At 67.4% G+C, this 25450-nt stretch carries 22 protein-coding genes and 1 pseudogene; 8 read left to right on the top strand and 15 right to left on the bottom strand.

Translation table 11 applies throughout. The annotated features are described in order from the left end of the window. Positions 1–147: 147 nt before the first annotated feature. On the bottom strand, positions 148–1584 hold the full coding sequence (locus HWX03_RS25880) for a DUF1254 domain-containing protein (protein ID WP_175873172.1): 1437 nt from the start codon (positions 1582–1584) through the stop codon (positions 148–150). Positions 1585–1883: 299 nt separating this feature from the next. On the opposite strand from HWX03_RS25880, the gene HWX03_RS25875 reads away from it, so the two are divergent. From HWX03_RS25875 to HWX03_RS25865, 3 genes are all read left to right on the top strand, one after another. Beyond that, complete coding sequence (locus tag HWX03_RS25875) at positions 1884–2072, top strand: hypothetical protein (protein ID WP_244132771.1); 189 nt, start codon at positions 1884–1886, stop codon at positions 2070–2072. A gap of 85 nt (positions 2073–2157) precedes the next feature. After that, positions 2158–2481, top strand: coding sequence for a toxin-antitoxin system HicB family antitoxin (locus HWX03_RS25870; protein WP_174385618.1), 324 nt, complete (start codon positions 2158–2160; stop codon positions 2479–2481). Positions 2482–2672: 191 nt separating this feature from the next. Beyond that, complete coding sequence (locus tag HWX03_RS25865; protein WP_175873171.1) at positions 2673–5726, top strand: heavy metal translocating P-type ATPase; 3054 nt, start codon at positions 2673–2675, stop codon at positions 5724–5726. A gap of 199 nt (positions 5727–5925) precedes the next feature. Here HWX03_RS25865 and HWX03_RS25860 read toward each other — a convergent pair whose 3' ends face one another. From HWX03_RS25860 to HWX03_RS25850, 3 genes are all read right to left on the bottom strand, one after another. Next, positions 5926–6405 (bottom strand): GNAT family N-acetyltransferase, encoded by a 480-nt coding sequence (locus HWX03_RS25860; RefSeq protein WP_174431183.1) that lies wholly within the window; start codon positions 6403–6405, stop codon positions 5926–5928. Positions 6406–6572: 167 nt separating this feature from the next. Then, complete coding sequence (locus HWX03_RS25855; protein WP_006480339.1) at positions 6573–6728, bottom strand: hypothetical protein; 156 nt, start codon at positions 6726–6728, stop codon at positions 6573–6575. Between the two features lie 175 nt (positions 6729–6903). Next, complete coding sequence (locus tag HWX03_RS25850) at positions 6904–8061, bottom strand: flagellar hook-length control protein FliK (RefSeq protein WP_244132779.1); 1158 nt, start codon at positions 8059–8061, stop codon at positions 6904–6906. Here HWX03_RS25850 and HWX03_RS37045 point away from each other — a divergent pair. Beyond that, positions 7970–8389, top strand: coding sequence for a hypothetical protein (locus tag HWX03_RS37045; protein WP_244132784.1), 420 nt, complete (start codon positions 7970–7972; stop codon positions 8387–8389). The two genes, HWX03_RS25850 and HWX03_RS37045, sit on opposite strands and share 92 nt — an antisense overlap. Before the next feature lie 33 nt (positions 8390–8422). Further along, on the top strand, positions 8423–8566 hold the full coding sequence (locus tag HWX03_RS25845; RefSeq protein ID WP_175823612.1) for a DUF4102 domain-containing protein: 144 nt from the start codon (positions 8423–8425) through the stop codon (positions 8564–8566). Between the two features lie 206 nt (positions 8567–8772). Here HWX03_RS25845 and HWX03_RS25840 read toward each other — a convergent pair whose 3' ends face one another. The 7 genes from HWX03_RS25840 to HWX03_RS25810 all read right to left on the bottom strand — a co-directional run bounded on the left by HWX03_RS25840 (position 8773) and on the right by HWX03_RS25810 (position 15219). Continuing rightward, complete coding sequence (locus tag HWX03_RS25840) at positions 8773–9408, bottom strand: shikimate kinase (RefSeq protein ID WP_175873169.1); 636 nt, start codon at positions 9406–9408, stop codon at positions 8773–8775. A gap of 143 nt (positions 9409–9551) precedes the next feature. Continuing rightward, positions 9552–9968, bottom strand: coding sequence for a thioesterase family protein (locus HWX03_RS25835; protein WP_175873168.1), 417 nt, complete (start codon positions 9966–9968; stop codon positions 9552–9554). A gap of 42 nt (positions 9969–10010) precedes the next feature. Next, positions 10011–10787, bottom strand: a complete 777-nt coding sequence (locus tag HWX03_RS25830) for an enoyl-CoA hydratase-related protein (RefSeq protein WP_175823616.1) — start codon at positions 10785–10787, stop codon at positions 10011–10013. Positions 10788–10827: 40 nt separating this feature from the next. After that, positions 10828–12021, bottom strand: a complete 1194-nt coding sequence (locus HWX03_RS25825; protein ID WP_175873167.1) for an acyl-CoA dehydrogenase family protein — start codon at positions 12019–12021, stop codon at positions 10828–10830. Positions 12022–12109: 88 nt separating this feature from the next. Beyond that, positions 12110–12883, bottom strand: coding sequence for a hypothetical protein (locus HWX03_RS25820; RefSeq protein ID WP_175873166.1), 774 nt, complete (start codon positions 12881–12883; stop codon positions 12110–12112). Beyond that, on the bottom strand, positions 12880–14043 hold the full coding sequence (locus HWX03_RS25815; RefSeq protein WP_175873165.1) for a bifunctional chorismate mutase/prephenate dehydratase: 1164 nt from the start codon (positions 14041–14043) through the stop codon (positions 12880–12882). Before HWX03_RS25815 ends, HWX03_RS25820 begins: the two co-directional genes overlap by 4 nt. 90 nt (positions 14044–14133) lie before the next feature. After that, positions 14134–15219, bottom strand: coding sequence for a 3-deoxy-7-phosphoheptulonate synthase (locus HWX03_RS25810; RefSeq protein WP_279612246.1), 1086 nt, complete (start codon positions 15217–15219; stop codon positions 14134–14136). A gap of 618 nt (positions 15220–15837) precedes the next feature. On the opposite strand from HWX03_RS25810, the gene HWX03_RS25805 reads away from it, so the two are divergent. Beyond that, positions 15838–16701 carry a LysR family transcriptional regulator gene (locus HWX03_RS25805; protein WP_175873163.1) on the top strand — a complete coding sequence of 288 codons (864 nt, stop codon included), beginning with the start codon at positions 15838–15840 and terminating at the stop codon, positions 16699–16701. Between the two features lie 30 nt (positions 16702–16731). On the opposite strand, the gene HWX03_RS25800 is transcribed toward HWX03_RS25805, so the two are convergent. Next, positions 16732–18156, bottom strand: coding sequence for an MFS transporter (locus tag HWX03_RS25800; protein WP_175873162.1), 1425 nt, complete (start codon positions 18154–18156; stop codon positions 16732–16734). A gap of 102 nt (positions 18157–18258) precedes the next feature. On the opposite strand from HWX03_RS25800, the gene HWX03_RS25795 reads away from it, so the two are divergent. Together HWX03_RS25795 and HWX03_RS25790 are read left to right on the top strand one after the other, a co-directional pair. Next, positions 18259–19767, top strand: a complete 1509-nt coding sequence (locus HWX03_RS25795; protein ID WP_175873161.1) for a PLP-dependent aminotransferase family protein — start codon at positions 18259–18261, stop codon at positions 19765–19767. Positions 19768–19787: 20 nt separating this feature from the next. Beyond that, a pseudogene (locus tag HWX03_RS25790) lies at positions 19788–19970 on the top strand (hypothetical protein); the annotation flags it as partial. A gap of 29 nt (positions 19971–19999) precedes the next feature. Here HWX03_RS25790 and HWX03_RS37260 read toward each other — a convergent pair. The 3 genes from HWX03_RS37260 to HWX03_RS25775 are packed head-to-tail and all read right to left on the bottom strand — an operon-like array spanning position 20000 to position 25441. Further along, positions 20000–20680, bottom strand: coding sequence for a TetR family transcriptional regulator (locus tag HWX03_RS37260; protein WP_175823624.1), 681 nt, complete (start codon positions 20678–20680; stop codon positions 20000–20002). A 7-nt stretch (positions 20681–20687) separates the two neighbouring features. Next, a complete protein-coding gene (locus HWX03_RS25780) occupies positions 20688–22238 on the bottom strand; it encodes an efflux transporter outer membrane subunit (protein ID WP_175873160.1) in 1551 nt (516 codons plus the stop codon). After that, on the bottom strand, positions 22238–25441 hold the full coding sequence (locus tag HWX03_RS25775; RefSeq protein WP_175873159.1) for an efflux RND transporter permease subunit: 3204 nt from the start codon (positions 25439–25441) through the stop codon (positions 22238–22240). Before HWX03_RS25775 ends, HWX03_RS25780 begins: the two co-directional genes overlap by 1 nt. Between the last annotated feature and the right edge of the window lie 9 nt (positions 25442–25450).

Genomic DNA, 25450 nt, shown 5'->3' with positions numbered 1-25450 from the left:
GAATGCCTCGGGAATGGATGCCGGGCCGCACCGGAGAACCGGGCGGCCGCGCACGCTATCCCGAAAGTATAGGCTCAGGAGGTGACGGTACGGAGGTCGGGCGCCGCCGCCGCGCCCGCCGGTCGGACAACGGCGGCGGTCAACCGTTCATTTCCGGACGACGACGGGCGGCATCCACGACCCGTCGCTCGCCTGCGGCTTCGGCGCATACAGGCGCAATGCGAGCGCGAAATCGGTACGCGGCGCCGGCAGCCAGTTGGCCGCATGCGTGCCGCCCGGCGACGCCGACACGACGACGTCGATCGAGCCGTCGCGGTTGCGGCGCAGCCGGTCGCGATCGCCGAGCGAGCGGCGCGCCGACCCGACGTCGGGCAGCGCGCCGTTGGTCGTGTACGGCGTGAGCGTCCAGAACGCGCGCACCGGCGGCAGCGCGCCCGGCGCGAAATGCAGCACGTAGCGGTTCGCGCCGTTCAGCGGATGTCCGTCGCTGTCGACGCGGGTGATCGCGAGCGTCTCGTCGTCGCGCGTCGCGGTGCCGAACTGCGTGTAGGCCGCGTACGCGCGCAGCGCGTAGTCCTGGCCGTACTTGCCGGCCGTGTCGCCGATCCAGGTCCAGCCGTTCGCGTTCAGCAGGTTCGACGGCGGCGTCGCGAGCCGCGCGCGCGCTTCGGCAACGCCGGCCGTCGCGGCCGTGAGACGGTCGCCCGTCCACAGCACCGGGTAGCTGGCCGTCACGCCGATGTCGCCGAGCGATTCCTGCGCGTGCGCGTCGTCGGCCGGCGGCGGATTGTCCTGCAGCGCCTGCGCGAAGCGCGTGAAGAACGCCTTCGGGTCGAGCGCGGCCACCTGCTCGGCCGGCGTGCCGCCGCCCACCGCTTCGGACGGCGCGCTGCCCGCATGGACCGCGACCGACGCGCCGCGCTCGGCGCCCGTGTAGACCGACAGCGGCACCACGCGGATCGCACGCTGCAGCTTCTTCACGTTGGTCAGGTCGCGCCCGCCGCTCGTCTGCAGCCGCACGTCGAGCCACGCATTGGCGGACGGCACGTCGACGCGCAGCACGCCCTTCGGCAGCGTGCCCTGCCAGGCCTTCGCGGCGAAGGCAATCGTTTGCGATCGGCTGGCACCGCGGGCGCCGCGTGCCGCGACGCTCGACGACGACCACAGCACGTTCGTCCACATGTCGAGCGCGCGCGCGTCCCAGTAGCGGCCGCGCGTGTCGGGCAGCGTGACGATCACGGGTTCGGCGGCGACGTCGAGCCAGCCGGTCGAGTCGAGCGTGTCGACGCCCGGCAGCGGCGGATTGACCGCGCCGACGGGCGGCAGCGCCTGCGCGTGGCGCAGCGTGTTGAGCGGGGCCTGCCCCGGTTGCGCGCCGTCGCCGCCCGTCGACGCTTCCTTCGCGACGTCCATCAGCACGAGCGGATACGCATAGATATAGGAGTCGGCGACTTCCGCCCGCATCCAGCCGGTTTTCCGCTGGATCGCGTCCGGTTGCGACGCGCATCCTGCAAGCAACGCCGCAATGGCCAGCGACGCGCACGCGCGTCGCAGAGAAACTGATTCTCGCTGGTTTTCAATCATCGATTACTGGCCGAATATCGTTCTTTTCAGTCAACGCCCTGTTCGTCTCGTGAACGGCGAAAACAAGGCACCCCAGCGTGCCCGGATGACCGTTTCGCTACGTTTCGTAACGGTGGGCGCTGATGTCAGGCCGGTATCATAGCGCCTAAGGGCATCCCCCAATATGCCGAATAACGGGTAAAACGCTAGCCGAACCATCAAAAAATCTGAAATATTTCACGGGATTCGGCAAAAATCTGAAACAGCGCCATCGCACCGGAAGGATGGTCAGACGGAGGATTGCTGGCGAGGATTGACAGATGGTGTCACTATTGACACCATTGGCCATGGCAAGCGAATGGAAGATCCTCGACCAAATGAGGCGCGAGCCCGCGAATGTGCGCTTCAACGATCTGTTCAAGGTCTGCGAGGCACACTTCGGCGCGGCCCGCCAATCCGGTTCCAGCCATGCCGCTACAAGACACCGTGGCAAGGCGATCCTCGAGTGAATATCCAGAATGATCGCGGGAAAGCAAAGGCTTATCAGGTGCAGCAGGTTCTCGCAGCGATCGACCGACTGAAGGAACAGAAATCATGACCCAAGACCACTTTACGTACCGCGTAACGTGGTCCCCGGAGGACGGGGAGCACGTCGGCCTCTGCGCGGAGTTCCCGTCTCTTTCGTGGCTCGATGCAACACCCGAGGGCGCACTGGTCGGCATTCGCCGGCTCGTCGCCGACGTCGTGCGCGAGCTGACGGCGAATGGCGAGACGGTGCCCGAACCGATCGCCGACCGAACCTACAGCGGCGAATTCAAGGTCCGCATCCCGCCGCAGGCGCACCGTGCGCTGGTCATCCAGGCCGCCGAGCAGGGCGTCAGCCTCAATCGCCTCGCGAGCGCCAAGCTCTGCGCCTGAGCACGTACGCGCACACCCCGGCACGATCGCCCGGCTGTCCGTCTGGAAGCCGGGCGATCGCTTTTTCCGTGTTGTGACAACCTGTGCGCATCGACATGCGTCGCATCGTCGCCGATGCTTGACCTTACCATCATGGGAATGTTGATACTGGAACCATTCGCGGCACGAACCGCGCTTTTGGGGAATCCGACATGACTGAACCACTTGCCTCCGCGGCGCTGCAAACGATCGAACTGAGCGTCGACGGCATGCATTGCGGCGGCTGCACCGGCCGCGTGCAGCGCGCGCTGGCCGCCGTGCCGGGCGTCGTCGACGCGGCGGTCGATCTCGATGCACATGCGGCGACCGTCACCGCGCAGGACACGGTCGAGCCCGGTCGGCTCGTCGACGCCGTCAGTGAGGCCGGCTACCGCGCAGCGGTGCGCGAAGCGGCGGTCGAAGCCGTCGCGGCCGCGCATGCGGCGCACGCGCCACGCGCGGCAACACCGACTGCGCCGGCCGCCGCCGCGACGATCGAACTCGATATCGACGGCATGACCTGCGCGTCCTGCGTGTCGCGCGTCGAGAAGGCGCTCTCGAAGGTACCGGGCGTCACGCGCGCGTCGGTCAATCTCGCGACCGAGCGCGCGACGATCGATGCGTTGGCAAGCGTTTCCGCCGCGCAATTGGCGGATGCCGTGAAGCAGGCCGGCTATGGCGCAACGCCGACGGCATTGGACACCGTCGTCCCGGCCGCTGCCACTGCCTTGCCCGCCGCACCCGCAAGCATCGAACTCGATATCGACGGGATGACCTGCGCGTCCTGCGTGTCGCGCGTCGAAAAGGCGCTCGCCAAGGTGCCGGGCGTCACGCGCGCATCGGTCAACCTCGCGACCGAGCGTGCAACGGTCGACGCGTCGAACGACGTATCCGCCGCGCAGCTTGCCGAAGCGGTGAAACAGGCCGGCTACGGCGCGACGCCGGCTGCCGTCGCCACGCCTGTCGTCACCCCCGCTGCCGCCGACCTCGAACTCGATATCGGCGGCATGACCTGCGCGTCCTGCGCCGGCCGCGTCGAAAAAGCGCTGGCCGCCGTGCCGGGCGTCGCGCGCGCGACGGTCAATCTCGCGACCGAACGCGCGTCGGTGCACGGCGCCGGTGCACTCGATACCGCCACGCTGATCGCGGCGGTCACCACAGCCGGCTACCGCGCGTCGCTTCCCGCCGCCTCACCCGCCGATGCAACCGCCGGCGCCGACCTACAACCGGCCAGCCCCGCGCAGGACCCCGACGCACGCAAGCGCCGCGAAGCGATCCGCGAACGCAACCTCGTGATCGCAGCCGCCGTGCTGAGCGCGCCGCTCGTCGCGCCGATGCTCGCCGCGCCGTTCGGCATCGACCTGATGCTGCCCGGCTGGCTCCAGCTCGTGCTCGCGTCGATCGTGCAGTTCGGCTTCGGCGCGCGCTTCTACCGCGCGGCCTGGCATGCGGTGAAGGCGCGCACCGGCAACATGGACCTGCTCGTCGCGCTCGGCACGTCGGCCGCGTACGGGCTGAGCCTGTGGATGCTGCTGCGCGATCCCGCGCATCCCGGCCATCTGTATTTCGAAGCGTCGGCCGTCATCGTCACGCTCGTGCGCTTCGGCAAGTGGCTCGAATCGCGCGCGAAGCGCCAGACCACCGAGGCGATCCGCGCGCTGAACGCGCTGCGCCCCGACCGTGCGCGCGTCGTCGAGCACGGCGTCGAACGCGACGTGCCGCTGTCGCAGGTGCGCGTCGGCACGCACGTCGGCATTCGGCCGGGCGAACGCGTGCCCGTCGACGGGCGGATCGTGTCGGGCCGCTCGCACATCGACGAATCGCTGATCACCGGCGAAAGCCTGCCCGTGCCGAAGGACGGCGGCGACGCCGTCACGGCCGGCTCGATCAACGGCGAAGGCGCGCTCGTCGTCGAAACCACCGCGATCGGCGCGGAAACGACGCTCGCGCGCATCATCCGCCTCGTCGAATCCGCGCAGGCCGAGAAGGCGCCGATCCAGCGGCTCGTCGATCGCGTCAGCGAGGTGTTCGTGCCGGCGATCCTCGGCATCGCCGTGCTGACGCTGGTCGGCTGGCTGATCGCCGGCGCCGGGATGGAAACCGCGATCCTCAACGCGGTCGCGGTGCTCGTGATTGCGTGCCCGTGCGCGCTCGGTCTCGCGACGCCCGCCGCGATCATGGCCGGCACCGGCGTCGCGGCCCGGCACGGCGTGCTGATCAAGGACGCGCAGGCGCTCGAACTCGCGCAGCGCACGACCGTGATCGCGTTCGACAAGACCGGCACGCTGACCGAAGGCAAACCGTCCGTGACGGCGTTCGACGCCGTCGGCGTACCGCGCGACGAAGCGCTCGCGCTCGCCGCGGCCGTGCAGCGCCAGAGCGATCATCCGCTCGCCCGTGCGGTGGTCGCCGCGCATGACGCGGACGTGGCCGCACAGGGCGGCGCCGCTGAACCGGTCGTCGCGACCGATGCACGCGCGGTGGCCGGGCGCGGCGTGGAAGCGCACGTCGGCGGACAGCGGCTCGCACTCGGCAGCACGCGCTGGCGCGACGAACTCGGCATCGCGGTACCGCCGACGCTCGACGCCCGCGCGGCGGAACTCGAGCGCGCCGGCAACACGATCTCGTGGCTGATGCGTGCCGATGCGCCGCGCGCGGTGCTCGCGCTGATCGCATTCGGCGACACCGTGAAGCCGGGCGCCCGCGACGCGATCGCGGCGTTGTCGGCGCGCGGCGTCGCGAGCGCACTCGTGACGGGCGACAACCGCGGCAGCGCGGCGGCCGTCGCGGCGGCGCTCGGCATCGGCGAAGTGCACGCGCAGGTGCTGCCCGACGACAAGGCGCGCGTCGTCGCCGAGCTGAAGCGCACGCACGGCGGGATCGTCGCGATGGTCGGCGACGGGATCAACGATGCGCCCGCGCTCGCCGCGGCGGACGTCGGCATCGCGATGGCGACCGGCACCGACGTCGCGATGCACACGGCCGGCATCACGCTGATGCGCGGCGACCCGGCGCTCGTCGCCGATGCGATCGACATCTCCAAACGCACGTACCGCAAGATCCAGCAGAACCTGTTCTGGGCGTTCGTGTACAACCTGGTCGGCGTGCCGCTCGCGGCGCTCGGCTTGCTGAACCCGGTGATCGCGGGCGCGGCGATGGCGTTTTCCAGCGTCAGCGTCGTGACCAACGCGTTGCTGCTGCGGAGATGGAAAGGCCGCGCGCGTTGATGCGGCAGGCGGTGAATGCCGGATGGCCGAACGGGCCGTTCGGCGTTCGACGTTCGGCGTTCGGCGTTCGGCGTTCGGCGTTCGGCGTTCGACGCTCGACGCTCGACCAACCGGAAGGATCGGGAAGCGTGCCGATGTTGGCCGGCTACGCGGCGTGCCGAACCGGCAGCACGTCACGACGCATCGCGGGCCGGCGGATTCAGCCCGACACGACCGGTTTGATCAACGTCGTGGTGATCGGCGCGAAGCCGCACGCGCGATACAGCGCACGCGCCGCCGCGTTGTGATTGAACACCGACAACCCGATCTCGGTGACGCCGTACCGGCGCGCCTCGGCGTCGAGCGCATCGAGCGCGCGCGTGGCCCAGCCCTGGCGACGCCGGGACGGGACGATGTCGAGGTCGTAGATGAACAGTGTGCGGTTCGGCCCTTCGGGGACGATCGCGTACCAGAGGTCGCCCACCGTGTCGCCGCTGGCGCCGTCGATGAGCGTGACGAGGGTCTGGCCAGCGGTCAGCAGGCCGTCCGGCAGCAGCGTGTCGAAACAGGCGCGCGCACGCTCGGCCGCGTCTTCGACAGCATTTTGCCCGGAGGAAACGAGATCGCGCGCGTAGCCGTCGATGGCTCGCGTGCGGTACGCGTGGAATTCGCCGGCCGTCATCGGCCGCATCTGCAGCATGGCCCGGTCGCCGTGAACGGAATCGGACTTCCAGTGTAGCGGGACAGTCGCACCGGCGCGCGATGCGGCGGTGGAAAACGGGCAGGCAGGTGCGGCGGACGCCGCGCCGAATCAGCGAATCAGCGAATCAGCGAATCAGCGAATCAGCGAATCAGCGAATCAGCGAATCAGCGACGGTACAGGACGATCGGCACGAGGTTGGCACGGCGCACACGCTCGGCTTCCGCGTGACGTGCGGCGTACGAGTAGTCGGCGTCGAGCGGCAGGTGCGGGGACACGAACAGGTCGTCGATTTTTTGCAGCAGGGCGAAGATGAAGCTCATGTGAGACTCCTGACAGATAGATCTAGGGTTTTCCCTTAGACGGCCTCCATTCTAAGGGTTTTCCCTGAACTCCGCCAGTGAGCTGCATCGGTTTGCCGCACGCGCGCGACCGCCGATCGCCCGCGCGAAACGGCGATCCTTGCTCCGTCAGGCTTCCAGGATAGGGTCGAAACGATTAGCGCGTGCGACGAGCCCGCTTCGCGACGGCCGCCTCGCGGTTCGCGTTGCGCTGAAGCCGGTCGACTTGCGACAGGAGCGCTTCGTGATGCTCCTCGAGCGTCATCAGCGTGGCCTGCTGCGTCGACAGGTCGGCTGCAAGGCGATCGATCCGTTGCTGCTTGGCGGCCACGTCCTGCTTCAGGTGCGCGATCTGCCGCGTTTGCAGCACCAGCGCGACGAGCCCGGCCAGCACGACGACGGCCAGCGCGAGCAGCAGGCGGTTGACGCGGCGCATCTCGCGATCGGCCGCGCGCGCCAGGCCGTCCACGTCGGACTGCAGCGCGGCGAGCCGGTCGGTCAGCGGGCGCAGGTGCGTGTCCGGATCGAAGGCTGCGGCCGGTTGCGTACGCTCCGACGACGGCTTGGTCACGAACGACGCGGCGGATGCCACCGGCTGTACAACCGGCGACGGCGAAGCGTCGGGCTGCTGGGCCGCGTCGCGGGGCTTCGCGGAATGCGGGGCGATCGCCGGTTCGAGCGGCTGTGCTGGCCGTGCCGGCGTCTGTGGCTCGACCGGCGCGACGGCGGCCAGCGGCGGGTTCGATTCAACCGCCTCCGGCTTCGAGTCGACACTCGTCGCAACCGGTATGGTTTGCGTCGCCGCCGCTTCGTTGGCTCCGGCAGCCGCCCGGCGCTTGCCGCCCGACGACGAGCGGCGCTCCTTCACGGCGTCGCCCGAAGGTTTCCCTTCGCGGGATTTGACGACTGCCGCCTCGACCGCAGGCTTCACAACTTCGGCGTCTGCTGCTTGCGATTCGGCCGTCTGCACGGTGGCGCCATCGGCGACTTGCCGCTTCGTCTCCGCGTTCGCGGCGCCGTCGACCGCGGGCACATTGATCTGCGTGACGCCGCTATCGCCCTCAGGCAAATCGGCTGCCTTCGTAGCAAGACCCTCTGCGAATGCACCGTCGACCTTCGCGGCCCTATCGCCTTCAGGCGTCGAAACGGCCTCGGCCGCCACATCCGGCGCCGCCGTACCTTCAGCTTTCGCGTGCGTTGCCGCAGCCACATCCGCAGGCGGGATGAACCCGTCCAGCGTGGCCTGTCGCCCGTCGTCGGCACCGGCCGCCGCATCGGCTTCCACGCTCGCTTCATCGCGCGCCGCCACCGGCATGCGCTCGCCCGGCTCCAGCACCGGATCGCCGAACAGGTCGAGCGTCCGTTCGTCGCGCGGCGCGTCGCCGGCCGGTGCGCTGCCGGATCGTGCCGTCGCCCTTGCGGACGTGCTGCCTGCGGCAGCGGCCGAGCGCTGGCGGGAACGGGTCGACGAACGGGTGGAACGGGAGCGGGAGCGGGAGCGAGGCGTGGAAACGGATTCGGTCATTTCTGGCAAATTATTGTCCAATAACATCCATCGGAATCCGATTATCTTTCAGCAAATCAAGAGCTTGCATCGTCAATCCGGCCATTTTACTCTGACACCATCCAGCCCTGTGCGGTGATCCTCGACGGGCTATGTGATGGGCCAAAAACCGATGCTAACCGACAAACAAGCCAAAGCGCTCAAACCCATCGACAAACCCGTCTTCGACGGCAAAGTGACCGGACTGCTGCTTACCCCAACGATGTCGGGCAGCAAGTGGACCCTACGCATCACCCGTCCCGTGACCGGCAAGTGACGTGACGCCGGGTTGGGCACCTGCCCCGACATCTCCCTTTCTGAAGCACGCGAGCTCATCGACAACGGCCAAGATCCAATTGACGAGCGCAATCAGGATCGCTTGCCACCCTGCGCTTCATGAGTCGGGAACGATGGATCGGTCGTGTCGCGCATGTCTGAGTGGCAATCCAGCGCCTCCCGATAGAACGCCGACCGCGCGGCGCTTCAGCGTGATGGGCTGGGGAACGCAGCGCGTACGTCGGCCGGCATCAGCACGCGGGCCAGATGCGCCACGATTGCCGCGACGGAGCGGCCGGTCGTGTCAACCGTGAGATCGGCACAGGCCTCGTAGAGCGCGTGCCGTTGCTGCAGCAGACTTTGCAGCGTAGCGACCGGATCGTCGGTCTGCAGAAGCGGGCGCGATCGGTCGTGCCGCGTTCTGGCGTGGATTTCGTCGACGGTGGCCGTCAGGTGCACGACCGTGAAGCGGCGCTTCAGCGTCGAACGGGTGCGTTCGCAAAGCACGGCACCGCCGCCTGTCGACAGCACGACATCGGGCCAGCCGGCGATTTCGTCGATCACGTCCGACTCCCGGGCGCGGAAGGCCCGTTCACCGTCGCGCGCGAAGCATTCCCGGATCGGGTAGCCCAGCCGCGCTTCGAGCAGGGCGTCGGCATCGACGAAGCTGATCGACAGGCGCTCGGCCAGATGCCGTCCCACCGTCGTCTTGCCGGTACCCATCAGGCCGACGAGACAGAACCGGCGGCCGCTTTCGCGGTCCGTCCCGGGCGCACCAGGGTGGTTCGGCGCCGCCGTGTTCTCGGCGGCCAGGCCGTCGTCCGGCCGGGGAGCGTGAGCCATGTTCAGGCCTTGTCGGTAATGCGGCCCGATCCCGAAACGCTGCGTCAGCGACCGGGATCGAGCCGGCGTGGCACGACAGCCGATCGTCTGGAGGGCGCACACTGGCGTACCGACAGACAGGTCGGCCGAATCGACGGCTGCGATTACAGGCTGCCCTGATAGGCGAGCACGCCCGCCTTCAGGTCGTCCGGCAGCGGGATCGATACGTTGTTTTCGTAATCGAACGTGACGTGGGTCGACAGGCCGCGTGCGACCAGATGTTCATCGTTGTCCCGGCGCGCCAGCAGATACTCGATGTCGAAACTCCGCGTACCGAACCGGACGACGCTTGCGCGCAGATTCAGCACCTCGCCGAGCCGCACCTGATCGACGTACTCGCATACCGTCTTTACAGTGATCTGCGAGATGCGTTCGCTGAACGGTGCGTCGAGCAACCCGTACATGAACTTCACGTACGCGTCCTGCAGGTACTGGTAATAGACCGCATTGCTGACGTGCCCCATGTAATCGATGTCCGAATAGCGGACGACGATCTGCTGAGTGAAATGGCGTTTCGTCATGATGCTCGACCTGCTCCTCATGAAAGTGAAATGGCGCGTGCGTCACGCATGCCGGAACACGGGCGCTCGCTTCGCGAGAAACGCGGCCATGCCTTCTCGCCTGTCCTCGAACGCGAAGGTCGAGTAGAACAGGCGTTTTTCGAAATCGAGGCCGGCCGACAAGGGCATCTCGGCCGTGCGGTTGATCGCTTCCTTTAACAGGATCAGTGCCGGAAGCGAGTAGGCCGCCACCTCCTGGGCGTACGCGATCGCGTGCGGGACGACGTTCTCGTCGGCGACCACCTGCGTGACGAGGCCGGCGTCGTGCGCTTCCCGTGCCGTGACGACGCGGGCGCGCAGGCACCAATCCAGCGCACGCATTCTGCCGATCCAGCGCGGCAGGCGTTGCGTGCCGCCGAGCCCGGGAATCGTGCCGAGCGCCAGTTCCGGCTGTCCGAAGCGGGCCGACTCGCCCGCGATGATGGCGTCGCAGGCCTGGACGAGCTCGCACCCGCCTCCCGTCGCATAGCCTGTCACCGCGGCGATGACCGGTTTGCGCACGCGCCCGACGCATTCCCACGCGCCGGTGAGAAAGCGTTCGCGAACCACATCCGCGGCGTCGAGTTCGACCATCGCGGCGACGTCCGCGCCGGCGGCGAAGAACTTCGGATGCCCCGAGATGACGATCACGCTGATTTCATCATCGCCATCGAGGTGCGCCAGGTGGGCAGACAGGGCCGCCATCAGTTCCGCGTTGAGCACGTTCGCCTTCGTCGGCCGGTTGAGTTGCAGATGGGCAACCCGACCGATCCGTTCCGCGACGACGAGCAGTTCCTGCATGGGGTGCATGTTGATCTCCAGTCGGGATGGATCGAGGCGCTCAGTTCGCGAATGCGCTCAGGCCGGTGATCGCCTTGCCCAGCACAAGCGCGTGGATGTCATGCGTGCCCTCGTACGTATTCACGACTTCGAGATTGAGCAAGTGACGGATCACGCAGTACTCGTCCGAGATGCCGTTGCCGCCGAGCATGTCGCGCGCGACGCGGGCAATGTCCAGCGCCTTGCCGCACGAGTTGCGCTTCAGGATCGACGTCAGTTCGACGCTCGCGATGCCGTCGTCGGTCATTCGGCCGAAGCGAAGGCAGCCGAGCATCCCGAGCGAGATTTCGGTCAGCATGTCGGCGAACTTCTTCTGGATCAGTTGGTTGGCGGCGAGCGGCCTGCCGAACTGGCTGCGGGCGAGCGTGTAATCGCGCGCGGTTTCGTAGCAGGCAGCCGCGGCGCCGAGCGCGCCCCATGAGATCCCGTAGCGTGCGGAATTCAGGCAACTGAAGAGATCGGACAAACGCTTCACGCCGGGCAGCACCTGCGCATCGGGGATCATCACGTCGTCGAGCACGATTTTCCCTGTCGTCGACGCGCGCAGGGCCATCTTGCCTTCGATGACGGGCGTCGACAGCCCGACGGCATTTCGTTCGACGATAAAGCCGAGCACGCTGCCGTCCTCCGCCTTCGCCCAGACGATCAGCACATCCGCGATCGGCGCGTTCGTGATCCAGTTCTTCTCGCCGCTCAGGCGATAGCCACCCGGCACCTTGATCGCGCGCGTCTGCATCGCACCGGGATCGGAACCGAGGTTCGCCTCGGTCATCCCGAAGCAGCCCACCCATTCGCCGGACACGAGTTTCGGCAGATACCGTTCCCGCTGGGCGTCGGAACCGAAATGCAGGATCGGGAAGATGACGAGCGATGCCTGGATCGTCAGCAGCGACCGGTAGCCCGAATCCACGCGTTCGATTTCGTGCGAGGCAATGCCGTAGCAGACGGCACTGCGCGCTTCGCCGCCGTACTGCTCGGGCACCATGCAGCCAAACAGGCCACACGCGCCCATTTCGCGGAAGATCGCGCGGTCCTCGTGCTCGTGCCGGAACGCGCTGCGCACGCGCGGCATAAGGACACCAGTCGCGAACGCGCGCACCCGTTCACGATACGTGTTTTCGTCGTCCGACAGTTCGTGGGTGAGCAGCAGCGGATCGAGCGGATCGAATTTCACCCTTGCCTTGGTCGTCGTCATGTTGTCGAATCCTTGATAGAGACGTGAATCGAGAGGTGAAAGGGAGCGGCAGCGGGATCGTCGGTGTCCGCCTGTCCGCTTCCGGGGACTACAGGCGCCGCCATAGCGATCGGCTTGCGCGTGTGTAGGTTGCGATGCGGCAATGCGTAACGACGTTCGCCAGTTCGTCGAGCAGCGCCTTGGTGGTGTCGAGATCGACGCACGCGTCGCGTGATGGCGGCGCGGGCGGCATGCGCAGGTCGACCAGTTCGCGCAGATCGAGCACCGCGCCGCCCAGCAGGCCACGATGCAAGCCGATCGATTCGGCCGCCAGCCGGGTATGCCGGAGCATGCGCAGGCCGCTTGCGCCGGGTGCGCGCAGGTCGAGCAGCACGCGCCGGCCGCCGGCCGGCAGCGCACCGTCGTCGAGCACGGCCAGGCGTTCCGTCAGGCACTCGCCCTCGGCGAGCGGCAGTGCCCAGCCGAGTTCCGGCAGGGGCACGGCCGGACAGAGCGTCGCGACGAGCGGCGCATCGGACGGGATTCGCAGCGGCGCGCGGCCGTCCCACAGCCACCACGCGGACGGCAAGCCGGGCCCGCGCAGGGCGGCGTGCTCGACGGCCAGCGAGAAGCCGGTGCGGCGCACCCGGCGGCCGAGCGTTCGTTCGACGGCCTCCGGCAACGTGTGCTGGCAACTCGCCGCGAGAAACGGCACGATTTCCAGATCGTCCTCGTACGCGGAGCGTAGCGTGTTCAGGCATTTCATCGTGTCGCGACGCGCGAGCGCGTGCGGCGTGCAGCGAAGCAGCACGATCAGGCGATCGTCCAGCGATGCAAAGATCCGCTTGATGCGGTGCGTTGCATGGTCAGCGGGCCGGTTCATTGCGCGCGCTCCTTGCCCGCAGGGTCGGTCGGGAGCGGTGCGGCGGGCGCCGCGCACGCGGTCGAGCGCGCATACGAGCCGAGCACCGCAAACGCCGACGCCCGTTGCATCATCTCCGTCAGCGCTGCCGCGACCGGCGCCTCGTGCGGAAAGCCCGCAAGCTCGAGATAGAAGCAATACGTCCATACGCCGTTGCCGAGCGGGCGTGTTTCGAGGAATTCGATCGAGACGCCGTGGGTTTGCAGGGGAGCAAGCAAGCAGGCGAGACTGCCGGCGTGATGCTCGATCTCGGCCCGTATCAGCGTTTTGCCGTTGCTCGCCGCGACGCGCGGCGCGTCGCCGACGATCAGGAATCGTGTGCGATTCGACGGCTGGTCCTGAATGGCGCGACGCAGCACCGCAACGCCGTATAGTTGCCCGGCGCGCTCGCCGGCGAGCGCTGCGTGGGTGGCGCTTTCGCTAGCCGCCTTCACCGCCGCGGCGTTGCTCGAGACAGCGCGTCGCTCGACGCCGGGCAAGTGGCGATCGAGCCAGTGCCTGCATTGCGCAAGCGCCTGCGCATGCCCGAGCACGCAGTCGACCGCGCTCAGATCCCGCGCATGCGACAGGAGACAATGCACGATCGGCAGGACGACTTCCCCGCTGGCGGGCAGGCCGGTGCGGGCGAGCAGATCGAGCGTGTCCGCGATGCAGCCGTGTGCGGAATTCTCGAACGGCACAACTGCGCTGGGCGCCGCACCCGACGCGACCGCGTCGAATACGTCATCGAGCGTCGCGCAACCGATGCGCAAGGCCGCGTCGCCGAAAAACCGGATCAACGCATCTTCGCTATACGTACAGCTAGGCCCGAGGAAGGCAATCGGTGCGGCCTGCTGCAGGCTCCTCGATACGGAGAAGATCTCCCCCCAGATCCGTTCGACCTGCGCAGGCCGCAGCGGCCCCGGGTTGAGCTGCTTGAGTTCGTCGAGAATCCGTTGCTCTCGCGACGGCTGCAGGATCGCGAGCCCCGCGCGCAGCTTCGACAGGCCGATCTGCTGCGCATGTTCGCCGCGGCAATTGAGCAACCGGAGCAATTCCTGATCGATCGCGCTGATCGACCGGTGGTGCCGGTCGACCTCGCGTTCATGGAGCGCGTGCGGCGCCTGCGTGAGGTTGTCCATGGAGCAAAAAGAGAGTGTGTCGGGTTTCGCCGCACCGGGGGCACGTACTCGGCCTGGCGGCCGAGCGATGCGACGGGCGGTGGCCATCGGTCATGCAGTCGAAGAGAGCGGCGCCAGGTCGGCCCGGGTGGCGGCGGGCGGGCGCCGGCGCGCGCGGATCGCGGCGGCGAGCCGCTCGAGCGCCGTGACCGTGTCGTTCCAGCCGATGCAGGCATCGGTGACACTCTGGCCGTAGACGAGCCCAGCGCCAGCGCCGAGCGACTGGTTGCCGGCGATGAGGTTCGACTCGATCATCACGCCGGCGACACAGGCATCGCCGGCCGCGACGCGCGCGGCAATCGATGCGCACACGGGCAACTGGTTCTCGTGCTGCTTGCCGCTGTTGCCGTGGCTCGCGTCTATGACGACGCGGGGCGCAAGCCCGTGCGTCGCAAGCAGTTCGCAGGCGGCGCCCACGCTCTGCGCGTCGTAGTTGGGCACTTTGCCGCCGCGCAGCACCAGATGGCCGTGGCCATTTCCGCCCGTCGACTGCCTGACGAACCGGCCATCGCCATCGACGCCGAGAAAGCGATGGCGGCTGCGTGCCGAGCGGATCGCGTCGATCGCAACCTTCAGGCCGCCGTCGGTGCCGTTCTTGAATCCGATCGGGCAGCCTAGCCCGGACGCCATTTCACGGTGGATCTGCGATTCGGTCGTGCGGGCGCCGATCGCGCCCCACGATACGAGGTCCGCGAGATAGTGCTGGCTCAGGACGTCGAGGAACTCGGTGGCAACCGGCAAACGCAGCGACGTGACGTCCAGCATCAACTGGCGCGCGATCCGCAGCCCGGCATCGATGTCGTGCGATTCGTCCAGATGCGGATCGTTGACCAGGCCTTTCCAGCCGAGACAGGTTCTCGGCTTCTCGAAATAGACGCGCATCACGATTTCCAGGTCGCGATGCAGCGTGCGCCGAACCTCGGACAGGCGCGCCGCATAATCCAACGCAGCGGTGCGCTCGTGCACCGAGCAGGGGCCGACGATCACGAGAAGCCGGTCGTCGTCTCCGTCCAGAATGCGCCGGATCGCATCCCGCGATTCGGCGACGAAGCGCACCTCGTCGCGATCGGCCGGCAGTTCGCACCGCAGGCGTGCAGGAGAGGAGACGAACACGGGGGGATCGCGTTGCTCGTTCATGGCTTCCTCGCTAATCATTGGTATTGCAAATTGATGAATAGGCTATCGAACCGACGTAGGCAGATTGCGTTACGTCACATTCTCAAAAATGCGGCAATGCCCTCCGGCGGGCTTATTGGCCGATTAAATCCATCCGATGCGTAATTGGGCGACATTCTGGCCGCACCAATCCATCTCCATGAATATTCGATGGAGTGGCAAGCGCAATTCGAAAGCTTTTTGAATGCAATTCGTCAAAAACGAGTGCAATCAAAAAGCGCACCCCGCCGTCCCGGCAAATTGCCGGAGCAGCGTGAATCACGCGATCCCGATTGCTGGATCCAGGAAGGCAGATCGGTCTGCGCCATATCGCCGGACCGGCTTCGTCATAGCTGTCGGCGCGCGCATGGCACGCCCGGCGCAAACCTGCGCCGGCGGCTTACCCGGTGCGAAAGAGGCCGGATTGCGATAAAACCGGTCGGTTGGCGGTGCAGATGGCGTTATTCATGGGGTCCTCTCAATAATATTCGTTCTGAATCGCTATCACTCGTGGCGAGTTGACAGAATTATGGAGTTCCCTGAGTATGTGTTGAATATCGAAATAATTATTTCAATCACAACAAATCTGGATGATTGGCCATGGCTACACTCGACGTCGATGCTGTTCGCGTATTTCTGCTGGTTGCCGAATTGGAAAGCTTTACAAAAGCGGCAGATTTTCTCGATACGACACAGGGCGTGGTCAGCGTGAAATTGAAACGCCTCGAGGGGCGCCTGGGATACCGGTTGCTCGATCGCACGCCGCGCAGCGTGAGACTGTCGCGGGAAGGGAATGCATTCGTCGAGTCCGCGCGCGAATTCGTCGCCGCGCATGACCGCGCGCTGCGTGGGCCGGCGCTACCTCCCGCGCGTCTGATGCTCGGCGTGAGCCACAATCTCGTCGGCACGGAATTGACGGCCTTGCTGTCGATGCTTCATGTGTTCGATCCCGGGCTGACGATCGAAGTGCGCGTCGACAATTCCCGCCGGCTGCTCGCCGAACTCGATGGCCGCAATCTCGACGCCGCGATCGTCCGGCACGTCGACGGACGCGACGACGGCTGCGTGATCGCCAACGAACAGATCGGCTGGTACGCCGCGCCGAGCTTGCATTACGAGCCGGGAACACCGCTCCGTGTTGCTTCGTTGCCCGCCACGTGCAGGGTGCGTGCGATGACTTCGCGGGCGCTCGACGACGCGGGCATTCCGTGGCTGGAGGTCTTCGTGGGTGGGGGCGTGAATACGGTCGCGGCCGCCGTATCCGCGGGCCTGGCCGTCGCGGCGCTGGCCCGGCCCGCCGCGCCGGCCGGATCCGTCGAGGTCGGCACCCGGTTCGGATTGCCGCCGCTGCCGGGTTCCGATGTCATGTTGCACAGCGGCTCGCTGGACGAGCGCGCCAAACAGGCGCTGCGCGTCATCGCCGCTTCGTATCGCGGCAAGGATCGCGTCGCGGTCACGGCGTGAGCGCCCCGCGCCGCGACCTCGCGCGCCGGGTCAGATGCCGCGCACGGCACGCGTCGTCCGATCGCGACGCTGCACCATCCAGATGCTGACCAGGAACCCCGCGACGAGCGGCACGAGCATCCATTCGAGGCCGATGCGCATCGCGTGCGCGTGCGCTGCTGCGCCGCCGCCCTCGCCGAGCGCGCCGAAGAACGCACCGCCGATGCAGGCGGCCGCGAACGCGGCGCCGATATAGAGCATCGCGACGATCGCACCGGCAGTCATGCCGGCATGGCGCGCGTCGACGTCCGCAAGCACGATCCGCTGCAGCGACGGCAGCGCCAGCCCTTGCCCGGTCCCGGCAATCAGGAGACCGATATAAAACGGCAGTTCCGGTGCGCCATGGCCCAGTTGCGATGCGCAGAGCCCGAAGCCGCCGGCGAGGCAACCGAACCCGAGCGGCATCAGGCCCTCGCCGATGCGGCGGGCAAGCCACGGCGTCGCGAGCGGCCCGAGCAGATAGCCAGCACCGTAGGGAGCGAGGCCGAGGCCCGATTGCAGCGGGGTCCAGCCGAGCCCCTCCTGCAGGTAGATGCCATAGGTGAGAAAGAACGCGGCGATGCTGTAGAAGAGGAACGCGAGCAGCAAGCCGATTGCCACGACCGGCTGGCTCAACACCGCCACATCGACGAGCGGATCGCGCCCCTGCCGCGCAATCCGGCGTTCGATCCGGATGAACGCGACGAACGCCGGCATGCACAGGCCGAGACTCCAGAACGTCCATGCGGGCCAGTGCAGCTCGCGGCCGACGGTCAGCGGATAGATCAGCAGCATCAGCGCAATCGTCAGCGCGACCATGCCCGGGACGTCGATGCGCGCGCCGCGCGCCGCGCGGCTCTCGGGCAGATACCGCCAGGTTCCCGCCAGCGCGAGCATGCCGATCGGCACGTTCACGAGAAATACCACGCGCCAGTCGAGTCCCCAGGGATGCAGGTCGATCAGCGCGCCGCCGCCGACTTGCCCTGCCACCGACGCGAGCCCGAACACGAACCCGTAGAGGCCCATCAGGCGCGCCTGCATCTGCACAGGAAAGACGGTGCGGATCGACGCGAGGACCTGCGGCGTGATCAGCGCCGCGCTGATGCCCTGCACGACGCGGCTCGCGACCAGCACCTCGCCGCTCATCGCCATGCCGCACAGCGCCGATGCAACGACGAAGGCGGCCATGCCGATCATGAAGATCCGCCGGCGTCCGTACAGATCGCCGAGGCGCCCGCCGGTGATCAGGACGACGGCATAGGCGAGCGCGTATGCGGAGACCGTGAGCTGGATCTGCGCGTCGCTGGCGTTCAGGCCGACGTGAATCGCAGGCAGCGCCAGATTGACGATGAAGTAATCCAGCGGCGGCAGGAATACGCCCGTATAGAGCGACGCGAGCGCGAGGCCGCGGCGCAGGGAAGACGCTTCGATAGTCATGCGCGTAGTCGGTAAAGGGAATGACATGGTTTGCACGATAGCAACAGGTGGCACTATTATCTAAGCCCACTTTCGGAAACCGAATCAATCCACTTTCAGGCCATGAGCAAACGCGCCACACCGCCCGTCTGGGGCGCTTTCGCCGTCGATCCCGCCGCGGCGCTGCCGTTTCAGGAGCAGATCGCCCGGCACCTGCGCGAGGCGGTGCTGCGCGGCCACCTGCGTCCCGGCGCGCGCCTGCCATCGACGCGATCGTTCGCGGCCGAACTGGGCGTGTCGAGGCAGACCGTCGTGCTGGCGTACGACAGGCTCGTCGCGGAGGGCTATGCGCGCGGGCAGCGCGGCTCCGGCATCTACGTGCCGGACGTGTTGCCGGAGGATCTGGCGCCGCCCGCCGCCGCGGCGCCGCTGTCCGTTACCGCAGCGCGCGGCGAAGCGTACCCGGCGCTGTCCGGGCGCGGCCGCCGCCTGGCAGGGCTGCCGGTTACGCCGGTGCCGCGCGGGCCGGGCCTGCTCGCGCCCGGCACGCCCGCGTTCGATGCGTTTCCGTACGACACGTGGACTCGCCTGTCCGCCCGTTTCTGGCGCAGCCGGCCGACCGCCGACCAGCTCGGCTACGCCGATCCGGCCGGATACCGCCCGCTGCGCGAGGCGATCGCCGAACATCTGGGCGTGACGCGCGGCCTGGCGTGCGATGCCGACGACGTCGTGATCACGTCCGGCTCGCAGCACGCGATCGAGCTGGCCGCGCGCCTGCTGATCGACGCGGGCGATACGGTATGGATCGAGAACCCGGGATTCGTCGCGGGACACAGCGCGGTCGAAAGCGCGGGCGCACGTGTCGTACCGGTGCCGGTCGACGCGGAGGGCCTCGACGTCGAGGCCGGTGCACGGCTGGCCGCGGACGCGCGCCTCGCGGTGGTTACACCGTCGCATCAGTACCCGCTCGGCGTGACGATGAGCCTGCGGCGCCGGCTCGCGCTGCTGGACTGGGCCGAGCGTGCGGACGCCTGGATCATCGAGGACGATTGCGACGGCGACTACCGCTACGCCGGGCGGCCGCTGCATCCGCTGCGCGCGCTCGGCCGGCAATCGGCCGCGAATCGCGTGATCTACGTCGGCACGTTCGCGAAGGTCCTGGCGCCCGGATTGAGGATCGGCTTCCTGATCGCGCCGCCGGGGCTCGCCGGGGCGTTTGCGCACGCCCGCGCGCTGGTTGACCGGCAATCGCCGACGCCGTTGCAGGTCACGCTCGCGGAATTCATCGGCGAAGGGCATTTCGCGACGCATCTGCGCCGCATGCGGATGCTTTATGCAGAGCGTCGGGATGCGCTGCTGGCCGCGCTCGAATGCCACTGCGCGGACGTACTCGATTGGGGAGACGCGCCCGATGCCGGCCTGCATCTCGTCGCGAAGCTGCGTGGCGCAGCTGCACCGGACGCGGATCTCGCGGTATGGGAAGCCGCTGCGGCGCTCGGGCTGCAGACGCCGCCGCTGTCGCCGCATTACCGCGGCGGCGGCGAGGCCGGGCTCGTGATCGGTTTTGGCGCGACGCTGCCGGGCAACATGCGGGACGCCGTGCTGCGGCTGCGTCGCGCCATCGTGGCCTGACGGCGCGACGCCGGGCAGACGGCGCGGACATCCTGATGCCCGGCGACGCGCGGCAGCTCGGCCTCGCGCCGGTGTCGCTCGCCGCGACGATGCGTACGATCGAACTGAACGACGTCGCGGTGCCGATGAACACGCTCGCGCGCTCGATCGGCCGGATGGCGGCGGGCGGCGCGGCGGGCCTCGACGCGTTGTGGAACGCACGTCGCACGGTGGCCGTGCACGCCGCCTGGGGTCAGGCTATCGGAGTCGCGCCGACCCGGTTCGCGGCGCGAGCGCGCGTACCGTGGCGCGCGGAGACCGCCTCGATGCCGCGCCCGACGATCCGCGCGGTGGCGTCGCCCATCTTGCGGGGCGCCGCGTGAAATGCGCATAGACGCGCGTGCCCCACCAGCAGCGCCTGAAGAAAATAGGCGTCGATTTCGGTTTCGCCCGCCGACGCTTTCGCGCCGTTTTCGCCGGCGTCGCCGGGTTTGTTCAGGATCGCGACGAGCGTCTCGTGCATCTCCTGAAACAGGTCGATCGCGAGGTGCGCCGTCAACGGCTCGGCGAGGAAAATCTCGTCGTACGGCAGCAGCTTGCCGCCGGGCCGGCAGATCGCTTTCGCTTCCGCGCGGCGCGCGCCGCCCGACAATAGCAGGCGGCAGAACGCCTTGATGCTCCCGCGCCGGCTGCCGCGCCGCACCAGTGCCAGTAACTGGTCGCGAAACGACTCCCGCACACGGACAAAGAGCGCCAGTAGCAAATCGCCCTTGTCCTTGAAGTGCCAATACACCGCGCCGCGCGTGACACCGGCCGCCTCGGCAATGTCCTCGAGCGACGCGGCGCCATAGCCGCATGCATCGAAAAGGCGCTCGCTCGCGTCGAGAATGGCTTCCCGGGTCAACAGCGCCGCTTCCTTGGTCTTGCGAGCCATTTTTTCGTCATGCCCGCGGTCGGTTCGCCCGCGCTGCCGCGACCGATGCGAACGGTACGGCCGCCTTGCCGTCGTCGACCGGCTGGTCGGCCGGGCGCGGCGTCTCGCCGGCCCGCTGGATCCAGCCGCCGCCCAGCGAGCGGTACAGGTCGACGAGGTTGGTCCACCGTGCCAGCCGTGCGTTGGTCAGCGACTGCTGCGCCGCGTACAGGTCGGTCTGCGCGGTCAGCACCGACAGGTAGCTGTCGACACCGTTCTTGTAACGCAGGTCCGACAGATCGAAGCGACGCTGCTGCGCGTGCTCGTTGCGCTCGAGCGCCGCGATCTGCTGATCATACGTGCCGCGTGCGGCAAGACCGTCCGACACTTCGCGGAATGCCGACTGGATCGCCTTCTCGTAGTTCGCGATCTCGATGCGCTTCTGCACGTTCGCGAGATCGAGGTTCGCGATGTTCTGCCCGCCTTCGAAGATCGGCAGCGCGATGCTCGGCGCGAACGACCACGCCGCCGTGCCGGCCTTGAACAGGCCGCCCAGCGTCGGGCTCGCGGTGCCGAACGCACTCGTCAACGAGATGCGCGGGAAGAACGCCGCGCGCGCCGCGCCGATGTTCGCGTTGGCCGCGAGCAGGTTCTGCTCCGCTTCCATGATGTCCGGACGACGCGTCAGCAGGTCCGACGGCAACCCGGCCGGCACGTCCGTCAGCAGGTTCTGCGCGTCGAGCGGCAGGCCCGCCGGCAGATCGTCCGGCAGCGGCTCGCCGATCAGCAGCACCAGCGCGTTCACCGCCTGCGCGCGGGCGCGCGCCTGCGCCTGCTGGTTCGCGAGCGCCGTCTCGACGATCGTCTGCGCCTGGCGCAGGTCGAGCTCGGAGCCCGCGCCGTTGTCGAACTGCAGCTTGGTCAGGTCGTACGACGCCTGCGCGGATTTCAGCGTGTTCTCCGTGACCTGCAGCAGGTCATCGGTCGACAGCAGCGTCAGGTATTGATCGGCCACCTGCGACACCAGCGAGATCTCCGACGCCTTGCGGGCCTGCGCGGTCGCGAGGTATTGCGCGAGCGCCTGGTCCTTCAGGCTCTGGATCCGGCCGAACAGGTCGAGCTCCCACGACGCCGACAGTCCGACGTTGTAAGTGCGCGATATGTAGGCCTGATTGGTCGGCGAGACACCTTGCGGATAGCGCTGGATATTGCCCGTGCCCGTACCGTCGAGCGTCGGGAACAGCCCCGCGCGCGTGATCTGGTACTGCGCACGCGCCGCCTCGATGTTCAGCACCGACACGCGCAGGTCGCGGTTGTTCTTCAGCGCGATCTCGATCAGCCGTTGCAGGCGAGGATCGACGAAGAACTCGCGCCAGCCGATGCCGGCCGCCGCCTGGCCGTTCGCGCTGCGCGCGCCGGCCTTCGCCGCCGGCTGCGTCGCGTACACGCCGCCGGACGGAAACGCCTGTGCGACGGGCGCATCCGGCCGCTTGTAATGCGGCGCCATCGTGCAGCCCGTGGCGAAGAGCGCGGCGGCGAGTGCGATCGCGCTTGCAGTCAAAGCGTGTTTTTGCATCATCACTGTCCGTTGTTGCCGGCGTCTTCGTCGTTGTGCGGTCGATCTTCGTGACGCGAATGCGCCTGCGCGAGACGCAGTGCGAGATCGGCATCTTCCTGCTCGCCGCTGAAGATCTGGCGTACCTTCACGAAGAACATCGGGATCATGAAAATGGCGAGGAACGTCGCGGTGATCATCCCGCCGATCACGCCGGTGCCGATCGCGTGCTGGCTCGCCGAGCCCGCGCCGTTGCTGATCGCGAGCGGCAGCACGCCGAGAATGAATGCGAGCGACGTCATCATGATCGGCCTCAGCCGCAGGCGCGCCGCTTCCAGCGCGGCCTCGATCGGCCCCATCTTCTCCGTCACCTGAAGTTCGCGTGCGAACTCGACGATCAGGATCGCGTTCTTCGCGGACAAGCCCACGGTCGTCAGCAGGCCGACCTGGAAAAACACGTCGTTCTCGAGGCCGCGCAGCGTCGTCGCGAGCAGTGCGCCAATCACGCCGAGCGGCACGACCATGATCACCGAGAACGGGATCGACCAGCTTTCATACAGCGCCGCGAGACACAAAAACACGACGAGGATCGAGATCGCGTACAGGATCGGCGCCTGCGAGCCCGACTGGATTTCCTGGAACGACAGCCCCGTCCACGAATAGCCGACGCCTTCCGGCAGCTTCTTCGCGAGCGATTCCATCGCGGCCATCGCCTGGCCGGTCGACTTGCCCGGCGACGCCTGCCCCAGAATCTCGAACGACGACACGCCGTTGTAGCGCTCCAGCTTCGGCGAACCGTAGGTCCAGTGGCCGGTCGCGAACGCACTGAACGGCACCATCCCGCCCGACCCGTTGCGCACGTACCAGACGTTCAGGTCGTCCGGCGTCGTCCGGAACGGCGCGTCGGCCTGCACGTACACCTTCTTGATCCGGCTGTCGGTGTCGAGGAAGTTGTTCACGTACTTCGACGCCCACGCGATCGAGAACGTCTGGTCGATCGCATCCGGCGTCACGCCGAGCGCATCCGCCTTTTCGCGGTCGATGTCCACCTTGTACTGCGGCGTATCGTTCAGGCCGTTCGGGCGCACCAGCGCGAGCAGGGGATCCTTCGACGCCATCTCGACCAGCTGGTTGCGCGCGGCAATCAGCGCGTCGTGGCCGAGACCGGCGTTGTCCGTCAGCTCGAAGTCGAAGCCGGACGCGTTGCCGAGTTCCCGAATCGACGGCGGGTTGAACGGAATCACCATCGCATCCTTGTACTTCGCGTAATGCGCGGCGGTCCTTCGCAGCAGCGCCTGTACCTTCTGATCCGAACGCTGGCGCGCCGAGAAGCCCTTCAGCTTCACGAACACGAGACCCGAGTTCTGGCCGCGCCCCGCGAAGCTGAAGCCGTTGATCGTGAACACCGAGTCGACCACGTCCTTCTCGGCGGTAGTCAGGTACGTGTTGATGTTGTCGAGCGTCTTGCCGGTCGTTTCCTGTGTCGAGCCGGACGGCGTCTGCACGATCACGAACATGTAGCCCTGGTCTTCGTCCGGCAGGAACGACTTCGGCAGGCGCGCGAACAACAGGCCGACCGCGACGAGCACGGCCAGGTAGATGACGAGCCAGCGACCCGAGCGCTTGATCACGTGTTGCACGCCGACGTGGTACTGATCGCGGCTCTTGTCGAAGGTCCGGTTGAACCAGCCGAAGAAGCCCTTCTTCTCTTCGTGGTGGCCCTTCGCGATCGGCTTGAGGATCGTCGCGCACAGCGCCGGCGTCAGGATCAGCGCGACGAGCACCGACAGCACCATCGCCGACACGATCGTCAGCGAGAACTGACGATAGATCGCGCCGACCGACCCGCCGGAGAACGCGACCGGCACGAACACCGCCGACAGCACGAGCGCCACGCCGACGAGCGCGCCGGTGATCTGGCCCATCGCCTTGCGGGTCGCCTCCTTCGGCGACAAGCCCTCCTCGACCATCACCCGCTCGACGTTCTCCACCACCACGATCGCGTCGTCGACCAACAGGCCGATCGCGAGCACGAGGCCGAACATCGACAGCGTGTTGATCGAAAAGCCGACCGCCGCCATGATCGCGAACGTGCCGAGCAACACGACCGGCACCGCGATCGTCGGGATGATCGTCGCCCGCAGGTTCTGCAGGAACAGGTACATCACGAGGAACACCAGCACGATGCCTTCGAGCAGCGTCTTGACCACTTCCTCGATCGACAGGCGCACGAACGGCGTCGTATCGAACGGATAGTGGACGACCAGCCCGTGCGGGAAGTATCGCGACAGCTCAGCCACCTTCGCCTGGATCGCGCTCACGGTCGCCAGCGCGTTGGCGCCGGTCGCGAGCTGGATGCCGAGCCCGGCCGTGGGTTGCCCCATGTACTTCGTGTCGAAGTTGTAGTTTTCCGTCCCCAGGGACACCCTGGCGACGTCCTTGACGCGCACCTGCGAGCCGTCCTGGTTGACCTTCAGCAGGATGTTGCCGAACTGCTCGGGGGTGCGCAGCAGCGTCGCCTCGGTGATGGTCGCCTGCAGCACGGTGCCGGGCTTCGCCGGCGTGCCGCCGATCTGGCCGCCCGCGACCTGCACGTTCTGCTGCGTGATCGCGGCCGTCACGTCGGATGGCGTGAGGCCGTAGTTCGTCAGCTTCGTCGCATCGAGCCACACGCGCATCGCATATTGCGAACCGAGCAGCAGTGTCTGGCCGACGCCGTTGATGCGGCTGATCGGATCGAGGACGTGCGACGCGACGTAGTTCGTCAAGTCGTCCTTCGATATGCTGCCGTCGTCGGAGTTGAACGCAATCCACAGCAGGAAGCTGCTGCTCGACTTCGTCACCGACATGCCGAGCTGCTGCACGACCTGCGGCAGGTTCGGCGTCGCGAGCGACAGCTTGTTCTGCACCTGGACCTGCGCGATGTCCGGGTTCGTGCCCGGCGCGAACGTGATCGTGATGGTCGCGTTGCCCGAGTCGTCGCTCGTCGACGACATGTACAGGAAGTGGTCGAGACCGCTCATCTGCTGCTCGATCACCTGCGTCACCGTGTCTTCCACCGTCTTCGCGGAAGCGCCCGGGTAGTTCGCGGTGATCTGCACGGCCGGCGGCGCGATCGTCGGATACTGCGCGATCGGCAGCGTGAAGATCGACGCGACGCCGGCCAGCATCAGCACGATGGCGATCACCCATGCAAAGATCGGGCGATCGATAAAAAACTTGGCCATGAAGCAGGC

It is taken from the genome of Burkholderia sp. BCC0397 (assembly GCF_902832865.1).
Classification (GTDB): domain Bacteria; phylum Pseudomonadota; class Gammaproteobacteria; order Burkholderiales; family Burkholderiaceae; genus Burkholderia.
This window is presented reverse-complemented; position numbering and strand designations above follow the sequence as displayed.

What these genes read in the sequence shown, in the direction of transcription:
- HWX03_RS25815 (WP_175873165.1), bottom strand. Translation starts at nt 14,043, where the DNA reads ATGGACAACCTCACGCAGGCGCCGCACGCGCTCCATGAACGCGAGGTC.
- HWX03_RS25775 (WP_175873159.1), bottom strand. Translation starts at nt 25,441, where the DNA reads ATGGCCAAGTTTTTTATCGATCGCCCGATCTTTGCATGGGTGATCGCC.
- HWX03_RS25780 (WP_175873160.1), bottom strand. Translation starts at nt 22,238, where the DNA reads ATGATGCAAAAACACGCTTTGACTGCAAGCGCGATCGCACTCGCCGCC.
- HWX03_RS25845 (WP_175823612.1), top strand. Translation starts at nt 8,423, where the DNA reads ATGCTAACCGACAAACAAGCCAAAGCGCTCAAACCCATCGACAAACCC.
- HWX03_RS25870 (WP_174385618.1), top strand. Translation starts at nt 2,158, where the DNA reads ATGACCCAAGACCACTTTACGTACCGCGTAACGTGGTCCCCGGAGGAC.
- HWX03_RS25810 (WP_279612246.1), bottom strand. Translation starts at nt 15,219, where the DNA reads ATGAACGAGCAACGCGATCCCCCCGTGTTCGTCTCCTCTCCTGCACGC.
- HWX03_RS25805 (WP_175873163.1), top strand. Translation starts at nt 15,838, where the DNA reads ATGGCTACACTCGACGTCGATGCTGTTCGCGTATTTCTGCTGGTTGCC.
- HWX03_RS25820 (WP_175873166.1), bottom strand. Translation starts at nt 12,883, where the DNA reads ATGAACCGGCCCGCTGACCATGCAACGCACCGCATCAAGCGGATCTTT.
- HWX03_RS25830 (WP_175823616.1), bottom strand. Translation starts at nt 10,787, where the DNA reads ATGCAGGAACTGCTCGTCGTCGCGGAACGGATCGGTCGGGTTGCCCAT.
- HWX03_RS25875 (WP_244132771.1), top strand. Translation starts at nt 1,884, where the DNA reads ATGGTGTCACTATTGACACCATTGGCCATGGCAAGCGAATGGAAGATC.
- HWX03_RS37045 (WP_244132784.1), top strand. Translation starts at nt 7,970, where the DNA reads ATGAACCCGTCCAGCGTGGCCTGTCGCCCGTCGTCGGCACCGGCCGCC.
- HWX03_RS25855 (WP_006480339.1), bottom strand. Translation starts at nt 6,728, where the DNA reads ATGAGCTTCATCTTCGCCCTGCTGCAAAAAATCGACGACCTGTTCGTG.
- HWX03_RS25880 (WP_175873172.1), bottom strand. Translation starts at nt 1,584, where the DNA reads ATGATTGAAAACCAGCGAGAATCAGTTTCTCTGCGACGCGCGTGCGCG.
- HWX03_RS25840 (WP_175873169.1), bottom strand. Translation starts at nt 9,408, where the DNA reads ATGGCTCACGCTCCCCGGCCGGACGACGGCCTGGCCGCCGAGAACACG.
- HWX03_RS25835 (WP_175873168.1), bottom strand. Translation starts at nt 9,968, where the DNA reads ATGACGAAACGCCATTTCACTCAGCAGATCGTCGTCCGCTATTCGGAC.
- HWX03_RS25850 (WP_244132779.1), bottom strand. Translation starts at nt 8,061, where the DNA reads ATGCCGGTGGCGGCGCGCGATGAAGCGAGCGTGGAAGCCGATGCGGCG.
- HWX03_RS25800 (WP_175873162.1), bottom strand. Translation starts at nt 18,156, where the DNA reads ATGACTATCGAAGCGTCTTCCCTGCGCCGCGGCCTCGCGCTCGCGTCG.
- HWX03_RS25860 (WP_174431183.1), bottom strand. Translation starts at nt 6,405, where the DNA reads ATGCTGCAGATGCGGCCGATGACGGCCGGCGAATTCCACGCGTACCGC.
- HWX03_RS25865 (WP_175873171.1), top strand. Translation starts at nt 2,673, where the DNA reads ATGACTGAACCACTTGCCTCCGCGGCGCTGCAAACGATCGAACTGAGC.
- HWX03_RS37260 (WP_175823624.1), bottom strand. Translation starts at nt 20,680, where the DNA reads ATGGCTCGCAAGACCAAGGAAGCGGCGCTGTTGACCCGGGAAGCCATT.
- HWX03_RS25795 (WP_175873161.1), top strand. Translation starts at nt 18,259, where the DNA reads ATGAGCAAACGCGCCACACCGCCCGTCTGGGGCGCTTTCGCCGTCGAT.
- HWX03_RS25825 (WP_175873167.1), bottom strand. Translation starts at nt 12,021, where the DNA reads ATGACGACGACCAAGGCAAGGGTGAAATTCGATCCGCTCGATCCGCTG.